Here is a 17,459-nt window from a genome sequence, read left to right on the forward strand (position 1 = left end):
AATGGAATACCAGGTTATCAAGTGAATCTAATTCGTACCTTTAAGCTCTAATTTTTCCGAAATCTCAAGCAAGACTTCTTTCGTCAATTCAGGGTTGTGGCTAAGAAGAGAATAACGAAGGCCCTCTTCATCCCAAGTTAGGTTCTGGATGACGTCTGAGGTATATTCGCCTTTGACTCCGCGAACGGTAACTTCCTCAGCGTTTTCAAATCCCATACTCAAACTTTCTTCTGGTGTAGGGAAGATGCTTAATGTGAATTGAACAACCTCATCTTGCTTGTATTGAATACTGACTTCCGTGCGATCTAAACTATCCACTTTGAACTTTTCTACCTTATCAATCTCATATTCTCCTTCAGGCAAGTAAAGGAAAGGTTGCTCTAGTCCGGTCTGAGCTTCGTCTAGCGTAACGGTTTCGGTAGGGTCTAAAGCTTCAAAAGGAAGTACTTCCACTCCTTCAGGTAAATCTAACGTAAACGTGTTTTCTTTAAACGAAGGGTCGATCTCGAGTTCTGTTACCGTATATTCGACTTTCATATTGTCGCTTTTGGAAATGGTTTTAACAATCACCCAACTTTCTTTCTCAATCCAGTATTCCTCCTCACCTCGAATGGTTCCTTTCTCTTTGGGAGTGGCTTTAATGTGATACGTTTCGATCCCATTTACTTCTTCCTGGCCAATCAATTCGATCGTGTGTGTCTTCCTTGTTTCGTTCAATGTATTCTGGATTTGCTCACGCTGATTAGAACCCATTAGGTTAGGGTTAGAAAGGTCTGGGGCTTCCATTTCATAGGCTTCTTTGTCCCCCTCGGTATAAAGGGTAATGGTTTCCCCGTCATTTAATGATTTGGACTCCTTCCCGCTTTGATCCACGGCAATGACTTTTGTTCTCATGTTTTCATAGTCCATCCATTGTTCCATGGAGGAATCGTCGATTTGCTCCTCTCCTTGATAAACGTCAAACTGAGCTTTCATATGAAACCCTTTCAAGTCTTTTCCTTCTTCAACGGCATTCGCCACAATCGCTTCTGGTGATAATCCATTTGCATCTTCCACTGAACATGCCCCCAATACGAGTAGTAGTAATAATCCAATCGAGTTGATCCATTTATTCATGGTTTCCATCTCCCTCTGTTATTTCGGATAGTGTCATGGCAAACACGGTCCCTTTTCCATTTGCCGACCAGGCGCTCATACGCCCTTCGTGTCGTTCAATAATCATTTTAGCTATGCTTAACCCAAGTCCTGAATTCATATCGTCTTGCTTTGATCTAGCGGGGTCTCCTTGATAGAAAGGAGTGAAGATCTTCTCAAGCTGGTCGTCTTGAATTGTGGCGCCTTCGTTTTGAACGAGTAAGATCGGTTTCTCTTCACGCCATGAGTGGAGGTCATCCTGCAGCTCTTCAAAAATCCAATCTGGAAGAGGAGTGAACGTATCGTAAGCTCCAATCCATATGCTTCCCTCTAAAGGCGTGTAGCGGGCGGCGTTATGAATAAGATTATCCATCACTCGAACCATTTGTCGGTCATTCATGCAATAGGTCCCACCAAATTGGTTCTCCTTGTGGAATTGAATCGATTGTTGATCTAATTGTTCTTCATAGCCTTCAAACAACATCTCCATAAATTCCATTCCATCAACAGGGCTTCTTTCAAAGTGATAACCTGCTGATTGAAGCTGAGCAAATGTAGTTAGGTCTTCAATCATGTCTTGTAAGTAATGGGTTTTAGCGATAAGTGTGCTGCCATAGTGTTGGCGCTCTTCTTGATCTAAAGACGTTTCATCAGTGAGTGCTTCCGCATAGGCTCGAACAGATGTTAGTGGTGTCTTTATGTCGTGTGAGAGAGAAGCGATCATCGTTTGCTTTTCGAGCTGAGCCTTTTTTGTTTTCTCTTGAGCATCTTCTATATCGATCTGCATTCTTTCGAAGTGTTTCATAAGGTCGCCGATTTCATCTTGTTTTTTCTGTGGGAAAAAGGTAGTCTGATGCGTTGCTGCAAACTCCTCCATTCCTGTCATCAACTGCTTTAAAGGGCGGTTGAATCGCTTATGCAAAAGCCAAATGACAAAACTATAGAGTGTGAGGAAGAAGATTCCTAGAGTAATAAGCACCCACAGTCGCCGTTTTTCCACACCTTCGATCCAGTCTGTTCGTTTCAGCTGAATTTCGTAGATGCCTCTCATCGTCTCGTTTTGAAAGACAGGCTTTTTCACGGAAACCGTTTGATAGCTGAAGTCGTATTGGTACAAGTTCTTCAATAATTGAGATTTGTCTTGGAGCAGCAGCATGTGATTAGGGTCATCTGATCGATAGACATACAACCCATCGCTTCGGTACAGGTGGATCTTCAAATCTTCTCTGCTACTCAGAGAGCCTAACTGATCTTCTACATCTTCTCTGGGCTGTACGTTATAGAGGGAGGGATCATCGAGCTGTTCTTCAATCGTTTGAATTTCAGACGTTAATTCAAAAGAATCCAATAAACTTTGCTGACCGTCCCATTGTGTGAGTAGGAGGTAGAACCCGTATGCAGCAGCTAAAGGGAGGATCATAACGGCTAAATAAGTAGCCATCAGCCAGGTTCTAATCTTCATGTTTGCTCTCCAATAAACCGATATCCTGTTCCCCAAACCGTTTCAATCCACTTTGGTTGCTTCACCTTTTCTCCTAGCTTCGTTCTAAGACTCTTCACGTGGACATTAATGGTATTGTTTCTCTCCGTGTCCGCTTGATCCCAGATGTGTTCGTACAATTCACCTTTAGAGAATGTGCGGTGTGGATGGGTGGCCATTAACACAAGAATCTCGTATTCTTTTGCTGTAAGAGGGACGAGGGTTCCTTCTACTGTAACCAATCGCTTCGTTACATCAATTTGAAGATCGCCTGTATAAAGGTGTCCTGATGATGGGGGACCTCCACCTTGGAATCGTTGATACCTTCTTAAATGGGATTCAATTCGAGCTGTTAGTTCACTAAGGCTAAACGGCTTCGTCACATAATCATCAGCCCCGAGGGATAACCCTTTTACTTTCTGCTCATCCTCTTGTCTTGCGCTAACAATGAAGAGTGGAACATCGCTCTTCAAACGAATGTTCTTGCATAATGTTAATCCATCCATTTCAGGGAGCATGAGATCAACTAATACCAATTGGTAGCATTCCTCTTTAAAATCCTCCCAGCCTTCTTGCCCGGTTGATGCCCACGTTACTTCGTATCCTGTTCTTCTTAAGTGGTCTCTGATAATCTTTGCGATCTCCGGGTCGTCTTCAACCAGTAGAATCCGTTCTTCTGTCATGTGTGGTGCCTCCTCTTACAACCTTTATTGTAGTTGCTATGGTCACTGTTATTTAAAATTTAATAAACTCTTTATAATTTGTTTGAACATGGGTATTATACTAGATTTTGGATAGAAAAGAGAGGGAGTAAAAACTTGAGTTAAATTTTTAGTAAAAATTTATTGATTTATTTACTGAAAGGTTTTATCCTAAAGATGAAAGCGATTACGGTAACTAGATTTCATTTATGATCAGTAGGTATTGGGAGGGGTATCCATGAATTTTCATGATATAGAATCACAGTATAAACGAGTTTTTGATAGGGAAGAGTCACGCGTATTCTTCGCGCCTGGGCGTATTAACTTAATTGGGGAACACACGGACTACAATGGAGGGAATGTATTCCCGGCGACGATTACGTATGGAACGTATGCAATTGCTAGCAAACGCTCTGACCGACAAGTGCGCTTGTACTCCATGAACTTCGAAAACAAAGGGATTATCTCTTTCTCTTTAGATGAACTCGATTATGTTGAGGACCATGAGTGGGCGAATTATCCAAAAGGTATGATTCGCTACTTACAAGAAGCAGGACACAACGTTTCTAGTGGCGTTGATGTTTTATACTATGGAAACATTCCGAACGGAGCTGGCTTATCTTCGTCTGCCTCGATTGAAATGGTGACGGGAGTTTTGCTTGAAGGGTTATTCGGCTTACAAATTGATCGTGTAGAGATGGTGAAGCTCGGTCAGCTGGTCGAGAATCAATTCATTGGTGTAAATAGTGGCATCATGGATCAGTTCGCCATTGGAATGGGGAGAAAAGGATCAGGCATTTTGCTTGATTGCCATACATTAGAGTACGAGTATGCTCCGCTAGAGTTAGAGAATGAGAAAGTAATCATTATGAATACCAATAAACGACGCGAATTATCTTCGTCTAAATATAACGAAAGAAGACAAGAGTGTGACGAAGCCGTTCAGCAACTACAAGAGCAGCTTCAGATTGAAACGCTTGGTGAGTTAACCGAGGAGCAGTTCGAACAGCATAAGCACCTTATTCAGAATGAGACAGTAAGAAAACGCGCGAAGCATGCTGTCTATGAGAATCAGCGTACCCTAAATGCTCTTCAAGCGTTAAGGGAGAAGGACTTAATGCGCTTTGGGAAACTGATGAATGACTCGCACTTGTCTCTTCAATATGACTATGAAGTAACAGGGAAAGAGCTAGATACATTGGTCGAAGCGGCCTGGGACCAAGATGGTGTGATCGGTGCTCGCATGACGGGAGCTGGATTCGGTGGTTGTGCCATTGCCATTGTAGAAGCGGATAAAGTCTCGTCCTTTATAGATGGCGTAGCGAACGTATACGAAGACAAAATTGGGTATGAGGCGACATTCTATGTAGCAAGTATTGGTGACGGTGCACGAGAAATGGAATCAAAAGAGGTGGTTGTATGAGTATATTAGTCCTTGGTGGAGCAGGGTATATTGGATCTCACGCTGTGGCGCAGTTAGTGGATCGTGGATACGACGTTGTGGTGGTAGACAGTCTGGAAACGGGGCACAGAGATGCTATTCATTCTGAAGCGACCTTTTACAACGGTGATATTCGCGATAGAGAGTGGTTAAGAGGGGTGTTTCAACAGGAGGAGATTCAATCTGTGATCCACTTTGCTGCCAATTCTCTAGTTGGGGAATCCATGGAGGATCCTCTTAAGTACTTTGATAACAATGTGTACGGTACACAAGTTCTACTTCAGGTGATGAACGAATTTGGCGTGAAGAAAATTGTCTTCTCTTCTACTGCTGCAACGTACGGAGAGCCTGATGTTGTTCCGATTACAGAAGATATGGTGACAAATCCGACCAATACGTACGGAGAAACGAAGTTAACGATGGAAAAGATGATGAAGTGGTGCGACAAAGCATACGGGATTCAGTTCGTTTCCCTTCGCTACTTCAACGTGGCAGGTGCAAGACAAACGGCTGAGATCGGGGAAGATCATCATCCTGAGAGTCACCTTATTCCAATTGTTCTCCAAGTTGCTCTTGGTCAACGAGATCATATTACAATCTTTGGTGACGACTACAATACTCACGATGGTACGTGTGTACGTGATTATATTCATGTTGAAGATTTAATTGATGCCCATATTCATGCGGTCGAATACCTAGATAACGGTGGCGAGAGTAATGTATTTAACCTTGGGAGCAGCCAAGGATTTTCGGTGAAGGAAATCGTGGATACAGCGCGAGAAGTAACAGGGCACGAAATTCCGGCTAAGATGGGGCCTCGTCGTGCGGGAGATCCGAGTAAATTAATCGCTTCATCTCATAAAGCTAAATCAATTCTTGGGTGGGAGCCTAAACGTACCTCTATTCATCAGATCATTGAAGACGCTTGGCGCTGGCATCAGCAACATCCAAACGGATATAACGACAGGGGGTAGTGAAGATGAACATTCATGATCGTATACAACAACTAGTTGATCTAACCATAAGCGAATCGTTGATTGAACCAGAGGATTCTGTATATACACGAAACCAAGTGCTAGCTCTAATGGAACTAGAAGAATTCACACCCGAGGGACAGAATGAAGATAAGGATCTTACCATCCCTGATGTATTAGAAGAGTTGATTGACTATGCTGTAGAGCAAGAACTCATTGAAAATATGCTTGATGAAAAAGAACAGTTTCAAGCCAAAGTTATGGATGTCTTCCTACCGCGACCAAGTGATGTGAATAAGGAATTTTACAACCGATACGAACACGATCCGGTTGAGGCTACGGATTACTTTTATCATTTAAGTAAGAAGAGTAACTATATTCAAGAGAAGCGCGTGAAGAAGAACATTAACTATACGGCTGAGACAGAGTATGGTGAATTGGATATTACCATTAATCTTTCAAAACCAGAAAAAGACCCGAAGCAAATTGCGAAAGAGCGTACGATGAAGAAAACGGATGCCGCGTATCCAAAGTGTCTTCTTTGCGTAGAGAATGAAGGATATGCTGGGAGAATTGGTCATCCTGCAAGGTCGAATCATCGTTTAGTGAGGGTAAACCTAACAGATCAGAATTGGTTACTCCAATATTCTCCGTACGTTTACTATAATGAACATAGTATTGTCTTATCAGAGCAGCATGTTCCGATGGAAATTAATCGTGAGACATTTGATCAAGTGTTAGAGTTTACAGAGAAGTTCCCTCATTACTTTATTGGTTCAAATGCCGATCTACCGATAGTAGGCGGGTCGATTCTGTCTCATAACCATTACCAGGCAGGACATTATGAATTCCCGATGGCCAGGGCTGAGGAGACATACACCTTTACTCTGAACGCTTTCCCTGGAATACAGGCTTCTATCGTGAAATGGCCGATGTCGGTACTGCGCTTGAGAAGCGAAAGTAGAGAGGAATTAGGGCAAGCAGCAGAGAAGATTTTAGCAGACTGGCGAGAGTATAGTGATCCGGAAGTCGAGATCTACGCGTATACGGAGAATGAACCTCATAATACCATCACGCCAATAGCTCGTCGCCGCGGTAAGGAGTACGAACTTGACCTAGTATTAAGGAACAATCGAACGAATGAAGATCATCCGATGGGAATCTTCCACCCTCACCAGGAAGTTCATCACATTAAGAAAGAGAACATCGGACTTATAGAAGTGATGGGGTTAGCGGTATTGCCTGCTCGTCTTAAAGATGAATTAAAGGAAGTCGAGAAGTACATTCTAGGTGAACCTAATGCTATTGCGGATGCTCATCATACATGGGCAGATGAATTAAAAGCAACGTTTTCCCATATTGCCAAAGAAGACGTACAAGACATTGTGCGAGGATCGGTTGGGAAGAAGTTCGAGCAAGCTCTACAACATGCGGGTGTATTTAAACGTGATCAACAAGGGCAAGAAGCCTTTAAACGATTTATAAATACGTTACAATAGATAGAAGTGAGAACTCGAGTTGTGGGAAGCATAACCGAGTTCTCTTATCTTATAGAGAGGGTTCGTTTCATATGGCGACTATAAAAGATATCGCGCAGAAAGCGGGTGTCTCGATTGCGACCGTTTCTCGTGTTTTAAATTATGATGAATCATTGTCAGTAAGTGATCAAACCAAGCAAAAGATCTTTGAGACCGCTGAGGCATTATCGTATAAGAAAAAGCAGCCTAAGAAGCTTCCGATAAAAAAGGTAGCGATCGTTCACTGGTATACCGAACAGGAGGAACTAGAGGACTTGTATTATATGTCGATCCGTATCGGCGCCGAACAGCGCTGTCAGGATCAGGGGATACAGGTGGTCAGGTACTTCCAAAATAATTATCAAAATTTAGAGTCAGAAGATATTGAAGGCATTATTGCCATCGGGAAGTTCAGTAACACCCAGGTTCAAGAATTGCAAAAGCTTGCCCCACACCTTGTCTTTGTGGACGACTATGAGCGCGACCATCGAAATGGAGATCTTGTAGCCATCGATTTCAAACGCGCCACATGCAAAGTGTTGGATCATCTTCTAAATAGAGGCATCACAAAGATCGGTTATATCGGAGGTAGGGAGTCTTATAAAGACGACACCACTCTCATTGCTGACCCCCGTGAAGAAACATTCCATTCCTATATGAACGAGTTGGGGATGTTAGAACGAAAGTGGATGTATAGCGGAACATTCTCGGTTCAAGATGGGTACGAGCTTATGAAGCAAGCGATTGAAGAACATGGGGATACGCTTCCGGAAGCCTTCTTTGTCGGTAACGACTCTCTTGCTGTTGGGTGTCTTCGTGCATTGAATGAAAGTGGCATAAAGGTTCCTGAACGCGTTCAAGTGATTGGCGTTAATGATATTAGCGTTGCAAAATATGTCTATCCACCACTTAGCACAGTCAAAGTCTTCACAGAAATGATGGGTGAGTCAGCTATTGACTTGCTGATGGAGCGTATCAATGGCAGGAAAGTGGCTAAGACGGTTTATATTGCTACAGAACTAGTTGTTCGTGAGAGCAGTTTATAATAAAAAGAAATAAAGAGGTAATCTCATCATCCATACCGATAACGCATAGTAATGTTAACTGTGCGTTTTTTTATGTTTACAGGATCTCATTTGGCAGAGGAATTGGAATGTAGTATATAGTGTCTCTTTTTCGGTTTTTGTCCGTACTAAACGAACCGCTTCCAGATAGTAATAGATCTTATAAATATAAGGAAATGCACAAATTCTCAATACTTCTTTGCTATAAAGGGACGAGATTGACTATAGCAAAGGGGTGAGAACGATGAAAAAGCAAAAAAGATTCATATTTAGAACAACCCTCCTGCTTCTTTTTGCGATTGCGATCGTGTATGCTATTTATCAAAGCTACACAGAAGACGATTCGCAGATGATTACAGAAGGAGACCAAGCACCCGATTTCACATTAAAAACGCTCGATGGAGAAACCGTCCAACTTAGTGATTATAAAGGACAAGGTGTCTTTCTGAATTTTTGGGCTACTTACTGCCCACCGTGTAAGGAAGAAATGCCTTACATGGAGTCTCAGTATCAGAAGTTTAAAGATAAAGGGGTGCAAATTCTAGCTGTTGATGTAGCTGAACCGAAAGTGACAGTAGAACGGTTTGTAACGAAATATGAATTATCCTTTCCCATACCTATGGATACAAATGAAGGGGTCATGAATGCTTATGGAGTCGGTCCTATTCCTGTAACGTTTCTCATTAACGAGAAAGGTGTGGTAGAAGACCGCATTACAGCTGGTTTATCTGAAGAGGACATCCACGCCTATATGAAACAGATCCAACCCGACTCCTATAAAGAGTAAACTCAGACACAACATAGACATCAATTCTGCACAGATTCTCCATAGTTTTCTAGTACAATGAAGGGGATTATATAAAGAGAGATTACACAACAGAAAGGATGACCAGAATGGTTTCTAAGAAATTAGGTGCTGCAATCTTATCCCTTACGTTTGTCTTAGCCGCATGCGGACAAGATGAAGGGGATACGAGTACAACAGATACAGAACAATCTAAAGAAGAGAGTCATGAGACTACTGAAGACCAGTCTAAAGAAAAGAATGATTCAACTTATAAAGAGCCATTTGAAGGAACAATCGATCATGTACATGGAGTAGGGTACATAAACGGAGATTCTCTTGCTTTAGCTGCTCACGACGGATTGAAATTCTACGAGGATGGCAAGTGGCATCGCACAACAAAGCAAAACAACGATTACATGGGGTTCAATGCAGTCGATAAAGGGTTTTACACGAGCGGGCACCCAGGAGAGGACTCATCGTTACCGAACCCAATTGGAATTCAAAAGAGTGAAGATCTCGGTCAAACGTTAGAAGAAGTGGCTTTTGAAGGAGAGTTTGACTTCCACGTAATGGGAGTCGGGTATCAAAACCATGCCATCTATGTGCTGAATGGGCACGGCAATAATACATTAGAGTCTGGATTACACAAGAGTCTAGACGACGGGGAGAGTTTCGAGAAGGTCGAAGTGAGCGGGATCCAAGGACAAGTGATGGGTCTTGCTGTTCATCCTACGAATGAAGACACCCTAGCCGTTGCGACAAAGGAAGGGATCTTTCTTTCTCGTGATGGAGGAGAGACGTTTGAAGGCGTGTCAGAACAAACAAACGGAACGTCCGTTTATTTCTCTGAAGACACGTTGACGTATGGATCATTTGGTAGTGAGGCTCATTTGACTCGCTACACATTAGAAGACGGTAGCTCTGAAGAGATTTCGATCCCTGACTTTGAACAGGACGCTGTAGCGTACTTCACGGAGAACCCTGAGAATCCTGATGAGATGATGTTCTTATCGTTTGAGAATCATGGCTTCTATACCCGGGATGGCGGAGAGAACTGGGATAAAATAGTTGATGCTGGTCAGGTAAAAGAATAAAAAATCGGAATAACCATTACTATTGCATTGAATCTGCAAAATTAATGGTTATTTTATTATTGTCCGGTGAGGGGGGAAGGTTGTGTATGAAGCGTTTAGCGCGTTTACAAACGTGGTTGCAGATCCGTTGTTAAGCCTTGCGTATGGATTTGAACAAGTGCCTATACTGGCTGCTTTATTCTTAGGAATCGTCGGTTCTGTAGCGCCTTGTCAAATTACAGGGAATATAGGAGCCCTCACGTTTTACGGGAACCAATCGTTGCAAAAGAGTGTTTCGTGGCGTCATGTTGGCTTATTTTTATTAGGAAAAATAATGGTGTTCTCGGCACTAGGGCTCCTATTCTGGGGATTTGGTCAAGGAGTTCAATCCGAACTTGTTGGGATCTTTCCTTGGTTGCGTAAAGCGATCGGACCTTTGCTTATTGTTGTAGGTTTATTTTTAATGGGGGTGTTTAAGGTTCATCGTACATTCAGGCTAGGGAAACTGTCCGAGCCGTTGACCAAGCACCCTTCACTAGGGAGCTTCTTTATGGGGGTAAGCTTTTCATTAGCCTTCTGTCCGACGATGTTTGTCTTATTCTTTATTACGCTAATGCCCATTGTTCTATCCACTTCTTATGGTGCGCTATTACCCGGGGTCTTTGCGATCGGCACTACGCTTCCGTTGCTTCTGATTCTTTTCTTAGTATGGTATTTTGGCATGGGAGGCGTTTTGCTGAAAAAGAGTCGCAAAGTAGGGAACCTTGTTCAATTTCTTGCTGGTATTGTCATCATTGTTCTTGGGGTTCTCGACACACTTACGTATTGGACATAATGATTAGATAAGCGGGGCGGGCGAATGAATAAACTTTCATTTAAGTTAGGTGTATTTATATTTACAATTATCATCATCGTTGAAGCGATATTATTTCTTTTCTTATATACAAACTTAGCTAGTAGTCGGGTAGAAGAGGTATTAGAGAACTTATTAGCGAGAGGAAACAGCCACAGGGATGTGTTAGAGAAGCGGTTCGATGAGTCTACGCTCAATCACGTTGCCTTAATGGAATCAGAAGCAGAATCGCTTGTTGTCATTACGGATGAGAATAAAGAGGTGATTGTGAACTCTGAACCCCTTAGTTCGGAAATTAAGGCTTTACTTGATGAACCACTTACGGACGTGAGTCATTCAGGGAAAGTGTTGGACGAGGAATGGAGAACAAGTCAATATGTAGCTGCTGTAAGTCCGATTACTATTGAAGGGGAGAAGATAGGATATGTCTACATGTTCTCACCTACAATGGCCGTCCAGCGCGTCATTAATCAATTAACGAATCAATTCTTACTGGTTGGTTTCATTGCGTTCCTTCTAACGATTGTAGCCATCTTTATTCTAAGTCATTTTATAACAAGGCCTCTAGTGAGGATGAAAAAAGCTACAGAAGGCTTAGCGGAAGGAAGAGAGCAGGTGAACCTGTCCTATAAACATAATGATGAATTAGGTCAGCTCGCTCAATCTATAGTCACCTTGTCAAATGAGTTAGAACGACTCAAACAGGACCGTAAAGATTTCCTTGCCAGTATCTCGCATGAATTAAGAACACCCCTTACGTATATTAAAGGCTATTCCACTATAGCAAGCCGGACCGGGATTACAGAAGAGGAACGAAATCATTATCTTACTATTATTAAAGAAGAGACAGAACACGTTACACAGCTTGTGAAGAACTTATTTGATCTGGCTAAGATGGATCAAAACGAGTTCACGATTGATAAAAGGCCTGTATCTTTGTGCGATTTACTTGGTAAAGTTCATGAAAAGATGAGCCCGATTTTACTAGAATACGATCTTGCCTTACACATTACTTGTGATACAAAGGTGATTGTGAATGTAGATGCTGAACGTTTTCAGCAGGTGCTGTTGAACTTGTTAGATAACTCAATAAAGCATGCTCCTCCACATTCTAATATTTATATGATTGTTCAAATCAAAGGTGGTAGAGTGGCCGTTACCGTTCGCGATGAAGGAGAAGGAATCCCTGAATCCGAATTACCGTTCATTTTTGAACGATTGTATCGAGTGGATAAATCACGTTCAAGAGAATTTGGAGGATCTGGTCTTGGGCTCTCCATTGTAAAAGAAATTATAGAGAAACATGGAGGGGAAGTTCAGGCAAGAAGTTCGTTAGGGGAAGGAACTTCAATGACCATTGTATTAAAGAAGGAGGATCTACTTTCCTATGAGTAATCTATTGTTAGTAGACGATGAACCACGAATGTTAGACCTATTGGAGCTTTATCTTTCTCCTCATGGATATACGTGTACGAAGGTGCAGTCCGGTAAGGAGGCGATTCGTGCAGTAGAAGAGAAGCCGTTCGATTTAGTCTTATTAGATGTCATGATGCCAAAATATGATGGGTGGAAGACGTGTGAAGACCTGCGTTCGATTTCTGAGGTTCCGATTATTATGGTAACAGCAAGGGATCAAAAGACAGACATCGTGAAAGGCCTCAATATGGGGGCTGACGATTATGTAACAAAGCCTTTCGATGAAGATGAGCTATTAGCAAGAGTGAAAGCCCTTCTAAGGAGGACTTCGAACGCTGATCAAATCGAAGTAGACGGGTTAATGTGGGACGGGGAGAAATACAAGTTGAGTTATAACGGTCACTTTATCCCGGTTACTCCTAAAGAATTTGCGATGATTGGTCATTTAATGCGTAACCCTGAACGTGTATTTAGTCGAGAACATTTAATCGATATCGTCTGGGGCATCAATTCAGAAACAGAAGGCCGTACCATCGATTCGCACGTGCGAAACATTCGAGAAAAGGTAAGACAAACAGGCTTCCCGATCGATGATTATTTCCAAACGGTATGGGGAGTCGGGTACAAATGGGTAAAGGGAACAGGGTCAACGAGCTCCTAACCCCCTTTAGCCATTAACCTGGAGACGTGTATACATTATAGATACCCATGCGTGTATTGGGTATATAGGAGGCGGTTTGAAATGATGAATGGACAAGGTATGGGCGGATTTGGAGAAATGGGAATAACGTGGATGCTCTTCATTGGCATCATTCTCATTGTTGCAGCGATTCTTCTTATGAAGGCCTTTCGTTCGAACACGAGCAACAAATCTTCTTCTTCACTTGATTCATTAAAAGAACGATTAGCCAGAGGTGAAATCTCTGAAGAAGAATATGATCGTTTAAAAAAGAAACTAGAGGAACACTAAAGGAATAATAACTGACGATGTGGAGGGTTTTATATGGATCATGAACATCATCAACATCATCAACATCATCAACATCATCAACATCATCAACATCATCAACATTCTGGTGAAGAACACGAAGATCACGAAGGACACGATCATCACGATCACGGAGCCATGGTTGAAGATTTCAAGAAGCGTTTTTATATCTCTTTGCTTGTAACGATCCCTATTTTACTTCTATCTCCCATGATTCAAGATTTTATTGGGTTGGAGTGGTCTTTTCCGTATGATCAATACGTATTATTCGCTTTAGCTACATTTGTGTTTTTCTATGGAGGGCTTCCTTTTCTAACAGGAGCTAAAGATGAATTAAAACAGAAGAACCCAGGTATGATGACCCTGATTGGCCTTGCTATAGCGGTGGCTTATCTGTACAGCTCCCTTGTTGTATTTGGGCTTGAAGGGCGCAACTTCTTCTGGGAATTAGCGACTCTTGTAGATATTATGCTTCTTGGGCATTGGATTGAGATGAAGTCCGTCATGGGAGCATCCAATGCGTTAGAAGAATTGGTTAAGCTCATGCCAAATGAAGCTCATAAGGTAGATGAAGATGGTAATGTGGAGGATGTAGAGGTTTCTGCGTTACAAACTGGAGATCATGTCCTCGTCAAACCTGGTGAGAAGATACCTGTAGACGGAGAGATTATTGATGGAAAGACCACGATCGATGAATCGATGCTTACCGGTGAATCCGTTCCTGTTGAAAAGGGTGTAGGGGAAGAGGCCATCGGAGGAGCAGTAAACCAAGAAGGTTCTGTGACCATCGAGGTTCAGAAGACGGGAGACGATACGTATTTATCCCAGGTGATCAACTTAGTTAAAGAAGCACAAGAATCAAAGTCCAAAACACAAGATATCTCCAACCGTGCAGCGAAATGGTTATTTTACTTAGCACTAGGAAGCGGACTTGTTACCTTTATAATATGGTTGGCTCTTGGATATTCGTTGGACGTGGCAATGGAGCGAATGGTAACGGTCATGGTCATCACATGTCCCCATGCACTTGGATTAGCAGCCCCACTCGTTGTAGCGGTTTCAACATCCATTTCAGCGAAGAAAGGACTTTTAATTCGAAATCGTGCCAATTTTGAAGGGGCGAGACAGCTAAATGCAGTCGTCTTTGATAAGACAGGTACTTTAACAAAAGGCGAATTCGGCGTCACGGACATTATTCCATTAGAAGGCCATGAAGAACATGAGGTCTTACAATGGGCTGCCTCTCTTGAGCAAAATTCTGAACATCCTCTTGCAAGGGGGATTGTAGAGAAAGCTAAGGAAGATTCGGTCTCCCTGAAGTCGATCGAAGAGTTCGAATCGATGACTGGAAAAGGGTTGAGAGGTACGGTAGAAGGCAGTGAAGTAAATGTAGTTAGCCCGGGATTTGTGAATGAACGGGATTATTCATACGATCAGGATGCTTTCGCTAAGATGTCTGAACAAGGTAAAACCGTTGTCTTTGTACTTGTAAACGAAGAGCTCATCGGTATGATCGCGTTAGCAGATATCGTCAGAGAAGATGCCAAAGAGGCCATTGAATCGTTGAAAGAGTTAGATGTCCATTCCATTATGCTAACAGGAGACAATCAAAAAGTAGCAGATTGGGTGGCTGAACAACTAGGCATTGATGAGGTGTATGCAGAAGTCCTCCCAGATCAAAAAGCTGAACAAGTGAAGAAGATTAAAGAAAAGGGATGGAAGGTTGCGATGACCGGGGATGGTGTTAATGATGCCCCAGCATTAGCAACAGCCGATCTTGGAGTGGCCATCGGTACAGGTACCGACGTTGCTATGGAATCAGCGGATATCGTACTCGTTAAAAGTAATCCAAAAGACGTTGTATCCATTATGGAACTATCCAAGAAGACCTACAAAAAAATGATTCAAAACTTATGGTGGGCAGCTGGTTACAACATTCTAGCGATTCCTTTAGCAGCTGGTATCCTAGCACCAATTGGCATTCTATTAAGCCCTGCTGTAGGAGCGGTTTTAATGAGCTTAAGCACAGTTGTGGTTGCGATAAATGCTAAATTGTTAAAAGCTTAAATTGGTAAAAGTCAGGGCCATCAGCTCTGACTTTTTTATTTTGTCACCGGATGTTTATAGGATCTGCACCTTTCTTGCACATTTCAAGGCTATAGTACGGTTGGGGGTACATAATCAACAAGAAAGGATGAAAGACATGAAGAAAATCACCATTCCTATATTATTTGGAGCAGGAATCATCTTAATTGGTATGTGGGCATTCCTTAAGTTCCAAGGTGGCTCAGAAAGTGCTGCCTCAGTACTGAATGAAGCAGAAGGGGAGAGTATCGTAGACCTACAAGGGGATGAAAAGGAGGGTCACCCTGTAAAGCAATTTGATCTAACAGCTTCTGAAGAACAGTGGGAGATTAACCAGGACACAAGTGTTCAAGCATGGACGTATAATCAATCCGTTCCAGGTCAGGAAATACGGGTTAAGGAAGGAGACTATGTGAAGGTTCACTTAAAGAATAACTTAGATGTCCCCGTCACCATTCACTGGCATGGTGTTGTATTACCAAATAAGATGGACGGGGTGCCAGGTATTACACAAGACGCTGTTCTTCCAGGAGAAGAGTTTACGTATGAATTTCTAGCAGATAACCCGGGGACTTACTGGTATCACTCTCACCAACATAGTTCTAAGCAAGTAGACAAAGGCTTGTATGGAGCCTTCATTGTTGAAGAAGACCAGTCGGATTATAGTCAAGATCACACGTTTATTTTAGACGAATGGGCCATTCATAGTGAGAAACAAAGTCTTACAAATATGGGCAGTATGATGACAGGTGGAATGTCAGGAGACGGGGAAGCCGACACGAAAGCGATGTACGATACATTGACCATCAACGGCAAGAATGAAAGTTCTTTACGTCCGATCGACATAAACGAAGGCGAGTCAGCCAGACTTCGATTTGTTAATGCGGGCTACCAAACTCATGTTGTCCAATTCACAGATCAAATGCGCGTCATCGCTGTGGATGGGGAAGACGTAACGAGTCATGAGAAGCAATCAAAGTTAGAAATTGCACCAGGTGAAAGAATCGACGTGGAATGGACCAACAAAGGAGGAACAATTCGGCTGCTATCCCAGTCTGAAGGTTCGAAAGATGTGAGAATTCCCTTTAAAAATGGTTCCTCTAAGATAGGGGAACAAGAAAAATCAAGTGGAGGACTTGCAAGCGGGACAAGCTATAAGAGTAAAGAGCTACTGTTTGATGAAATACCCGAGAACCCTGATGTGACCTATAAGATGAACCTTAACATGGGCATGAACATGGGAGAAGGAATGGTATTCCAAATTAACGAAGATACCTTTCCCGACACCCCACCCATTCAAGTAAAAGAAGGGGATCTTGTTAAAGTAGAGCTTAAAAACACAGGCATGCTCAACCACCCCATGCACCTCCACGGCCACAGATTTCAAGTCGTTTCTAAAAATGGGAAGAAATTAAACAACCCAGTTGTCAAAGACCTCATAAACGTAAAACCAGGCGAAACCTATGAAGTCTATTTCAAAGCCAATAACAAAGGCGAATGGCTCTTCCACTGCCACGACAACAACCACGCCGACCGCGGAATGGTAACCATCGTTGATTACAAAAGTGTCTACTCTCCATTTGAAATAGGGGGAGGAACCAAGAACGCACCGTGATCGTCCGTTTATTGAAAGAAATGTCTGGTCCGTTATGGTAAAAATGCTTGGGATGGCTGGAGGACCACTCGCTTTCCTGCGGGGAGCTGGCAAGTCTCCTCGTTCGCTATCGCTCTCTGTGGGGTCTTGCCGAGGCTCCTTATCCCGCGGGAGTCTCGCGGTCCTCCAGCCATCCCTGCTTTAAAAAGTTTGAACGGACCAGATGATAGTACTAGGCTAGACCTTTATTCCTAAAATAGCATTTTTCCGTTCATCCTAATATGGGAAAGGTGGGCTGGGCAACTACGAGACTCCTGCGGCAGTAGGAGCCTAGGGGAGACCCCGGAAGGAG

Annotated in this window: 15 protein-coding genes; 12 read left to right on the plus strand and 3 right to left on the minus strand. The window is 42.7% G+C overall.

Annotated features, from left to right (window positions below; genetic code table 11):
- Positions 1–27: 27 nt before the first annotated feature.
- From IEW76_RS10205 to IEW76_RS10215, 3 genes are read right to left on the minus strand one after another with little or no spacing between them, the layout of a single operon-like run.
- Positions 28–1,116 (minus strand): LolA family protein, encoded by a 1,089-nt coding sequence (locus tag IEW76_RS10205; RefSeq protein ID WP_188653474.1) that lies wholly within the window; start codon positions 1,114–1,116, stop codon positions 28–30.
- On the minus strand, positions 1,109–2,596 hold the full coding sequence (locus IEW76_RS10210) for a HAMP domain-containing sensor histidine kinase (protein ID WP_188653476.1): 1,488 nt from the start codon (positions 2,594–2,596) through the stop codon (positions 1,109–1,111). The genes IEW76_RS10205 and IEW76_RS10210 overlap by 8 nt, the downstream gene beginning before the upstream one ends.
- Positions 2,593–3,297, minus strand: coding sequence for a response regulator transcription factor (locus IEW76_RS10215; RefSeq protein ID WP_188653478.1), 705 nt, complete (start codon positions 3,295–3,297; stop codon positions 2,593–2,595). Before IEW76_RS10215 ends, IEW76_RS10210 begins: the two co-directional genes overlap by 4 nt.
- Before the next feature lie 256 nt (positions 3,298–3,553).
- Between IEW76_RS10215 and IEW76_RS10220 the strand changes: the two genes are divergently transcribed.
- The 12 genes from IEW76_RS10220 (at position 3,554) to IEW76_RS10275 (ending at position 17,128) form a co-directional block, all read left to right on the plus strand.
- Entirely contained in the window at positions 3,554–4,738 is a 1,185-nt protein-coding gene (locus IEW76_RS10220) for a galactokinase (RefSeq protein ID WP_188653480.1), read from the plus strand.
- Positions 4,735–5,730, plus strand: coding sequence for a UDP-glucose 4-epimerase GalE (galE, locus tag IEW76_RS10225; RefSeq protein ID WP_188653482.1), 996 nt, complete (start codon positions 4,735–4,737; stop codon positions 5,728–5,730). The genes IEW76_RS10220 and galE overlap by 4 nt, the downstream gene beginning before the upstream one ends.
- A gap of 5 nt (positions 5,731–5,735) precedes the next feature.
- A complete protein-coding gene (gene galT, locus IEW76_RS10230; protein WP_188653484.1) occupies positions 5,736–7,229 on the plus strand; it encodes a UDP-glucose--hexose-1-phosphate uridylyltransferase in 1,494 nt (497 codons plus the stop codon).
- Positions 7,230–7,300: 71 nt separating this feature from the next.
- Complete coding sequence (locus IEW76_RS10235) at positions 7,301–8,293, plus strand: LacI family DNA-binding transcriptional regulator (RefSeq protein WP_188653487.1); 993 nt, start codon at positions 7,301–7,303, stop codon at positions 8,291–8,293.
- 262 nt (positions 8,294–8,555) lie between these two features.
- Positions 8,556–9,098 carry a thiol-disulfide oxidoreductase ResA gene (gene resA / locus IEW76_RS10240; protein WP_188653489.1) on the plus strand — a complete coding sequence of 181 codons (543 nt, stop codon included), beginning with the start codon at positions 8,556–8,558 and terminating at the stop codon, positions 9,096–9,098.
- A 107-nt stretch (positions 9,099–9,205) separates the two neighbouring features.
- Complete coding sequence (locus IEW76_RS10245) at positions 9,206–10,192, plus strand: F510_1955 family glycosylhydrolase (RefSeq protein ID WP_188653490.1); 987 nt, start codon at positions 9,206–9,208, stop codon at positions 10,190–10,192.
- 82 nt (positions 10,193–10,274) lie between these two features.
- Entirely contained in the window at positions 10,275–11,006 is a 732-nt protein-coding gene (locus tag IEW76_RS10250) for an urease accessory protein UreH domain-containing protein (protein WP_188653491.1), read from the plus strand.
- Positions 11,007–11,030: 24 nt separating this feature from the next.
- Positions 11,031–12,419 (plus strand): sensor histidine kinase, encoded by a 1,389-nt coding sequence (locus tag IEW76_RS10255; protein WP_188653492.1) that lies wholly within the window; start codon positions 11,031–11,033, stop codon positions 12,417–12,419.
- A complete protein-coding gene (locus IEW76_RS10260) occupies positions 12,412–13,101 on the plus strand; it encodes a response regulator transcription factor (protein ID WP_188653493.1) in 690 nt (229 codons plus the stop codon). The genes IEW76_RS10255 and IEW76_RS10260 overlap by 8 nt, the downstream gene beginning before the upstream one ends.
- Before the next feature lie 81 nt (positions 13,102–13,182).
- Positions 13,183–13,410 carry an SHOCT domain-containing protein gene (locus IEW76_RS10265; protein ID WP_188653494.1) on the plus strand — a complete coding sequence of 76 codons (228 nt, stop codon included), beginning with the start codon at positions 13,183–13,185 and terminating at the stop codon, positions 13,408–13,410.
- Between the two features lie 33 nt (positions 13,411–13,443).
- Positions 13,444–15,495, plus strand: a complete 2,052-nt coding sequence (locus tag IEW76_RS10270; RefSeq protein ID WP_188653495.1) for a heavy metal translocating P-type ATPase — start codon at positions 13,444–13,446, stop codon at positions 15,493–15,495.
- A gap of 136 nt (positions 15,496–15,631) precedes the next feature.
- Positions 15,632–17,128, plus strand: a complete 1,497-nt coding sequence (locus IEW76_RS10275; protein WP_188653496.1) for a multicopper oxidase family protein — start codon at positions 15,632–15,634, stop codon at positions 17,126–17,128.
- Positions 17,129–17,459: the final 331 nt, after the last annotated feature.

The organism is Pontibacillus salipaludis, assembly GCF_014642405.1.
GTDB lineage: Bacteria > Bacillota > Bacilli > Bacillales > BH030062 > Pontibacillus > Pontibacillus salipaludis.

Excerpts from the sequence above, each read along its gene's own strand:
- IEW76_RS10210 (WP_188653476.1), bottom strand. The coding sequence starts at position 2,596 with ATGAAGATTAGAACCTGGCTGATGGCTACTTATTTAGCCGTTATGATC.
- IEW76_RS10255 (WP_188653492.1), top strand. The coding sequence starts at position 11,031 with ATGAATAAACTTTCATTTAAGTTAGGTGTATTTATATTTACAATTATC.
- IEW76_RS10235 (WP_188653487.1), top strand. The coding sequence starts at position 7,301 with ATGGCGACTATAAAAGATATCGCGCAGAAAGCGGGTGTCTCGATTGCG.
- galT (WP_188653484.1), top strand. The coding sequence starts at position 5,736 with ATGAACATTCATGATCGTATACAACAACTAGTTGATCTAACCATAAGC.
- IEW76_RS10265 (WP_188653494.1), top strand. The coding sequence starts at position 13,183 with ATGATGAATGGACAAGGTATGGGCGGATTTGGAGAAATGGGAATAACG.
- IEW76_RS10205 (WP_188653474.1), bottom strand. The coding sequence starts at position 1,116 with ATGAATAAATGGATCAACTCGATTGGATTATTACTACTACTCGTATTG.
- IEW76_RS10245 (WP_188653490.1), top strand. The coding sequence starts at position 9,206 with ATGGTTTCTAAGAAATTAGGTGCTGCAATCTTATCCCTTACGTTTGTC.
- IEW76_RS10275 (WP_188653496.1), top strand. The coding sequence starts at position 15,632 with ATGAAGAAAATCACCATTCCTATATTATTTGGAGCAGGAATCATCTTA.
- IEW76_RS10260 (WP_188653493.1), top strand. The coding sequence starts at position 12,412 with ATGAGTAATCTATTGTTAGTAGACGATGAACCACGAATGTTAGACCTA.
- IEW76_RS10215 (WP_188653478.1), bottom strand. The coding sequence starts at position 3,297 with ATGACAGAAGAACGGATTCTACTGGTTGAAGACGACCCGGAGATCGCA.
- galE (WP_188653482.1), top strand. The coding sequence starts at position 4,735 with ATGAGTATATTAGTCCTTGGTGGAGCAGGGTATATTGGATCTCACGCT.
- IEW76_RS10220 (WP_188653480.1), top strand. The coding sequence starts at position 3,554 with ATGAATTTTCATGATATAGAATCACAGTATAAACGAGTTTTTGATAGG.
- IEW76_RS10270 (WP_188653495.1), top strand. The coding sequence starts at position 13,444 with ATGGATCATGAACATCATCAACATCATCAACATCATCAACATCATCAA.
- resA (WP_188653489.1), top strand. The coding sequence starts at position 8,556 with ATGAAAAAGCAAAAAAGATTCATATTTAGAACAACCCTCCTGCTTCTT.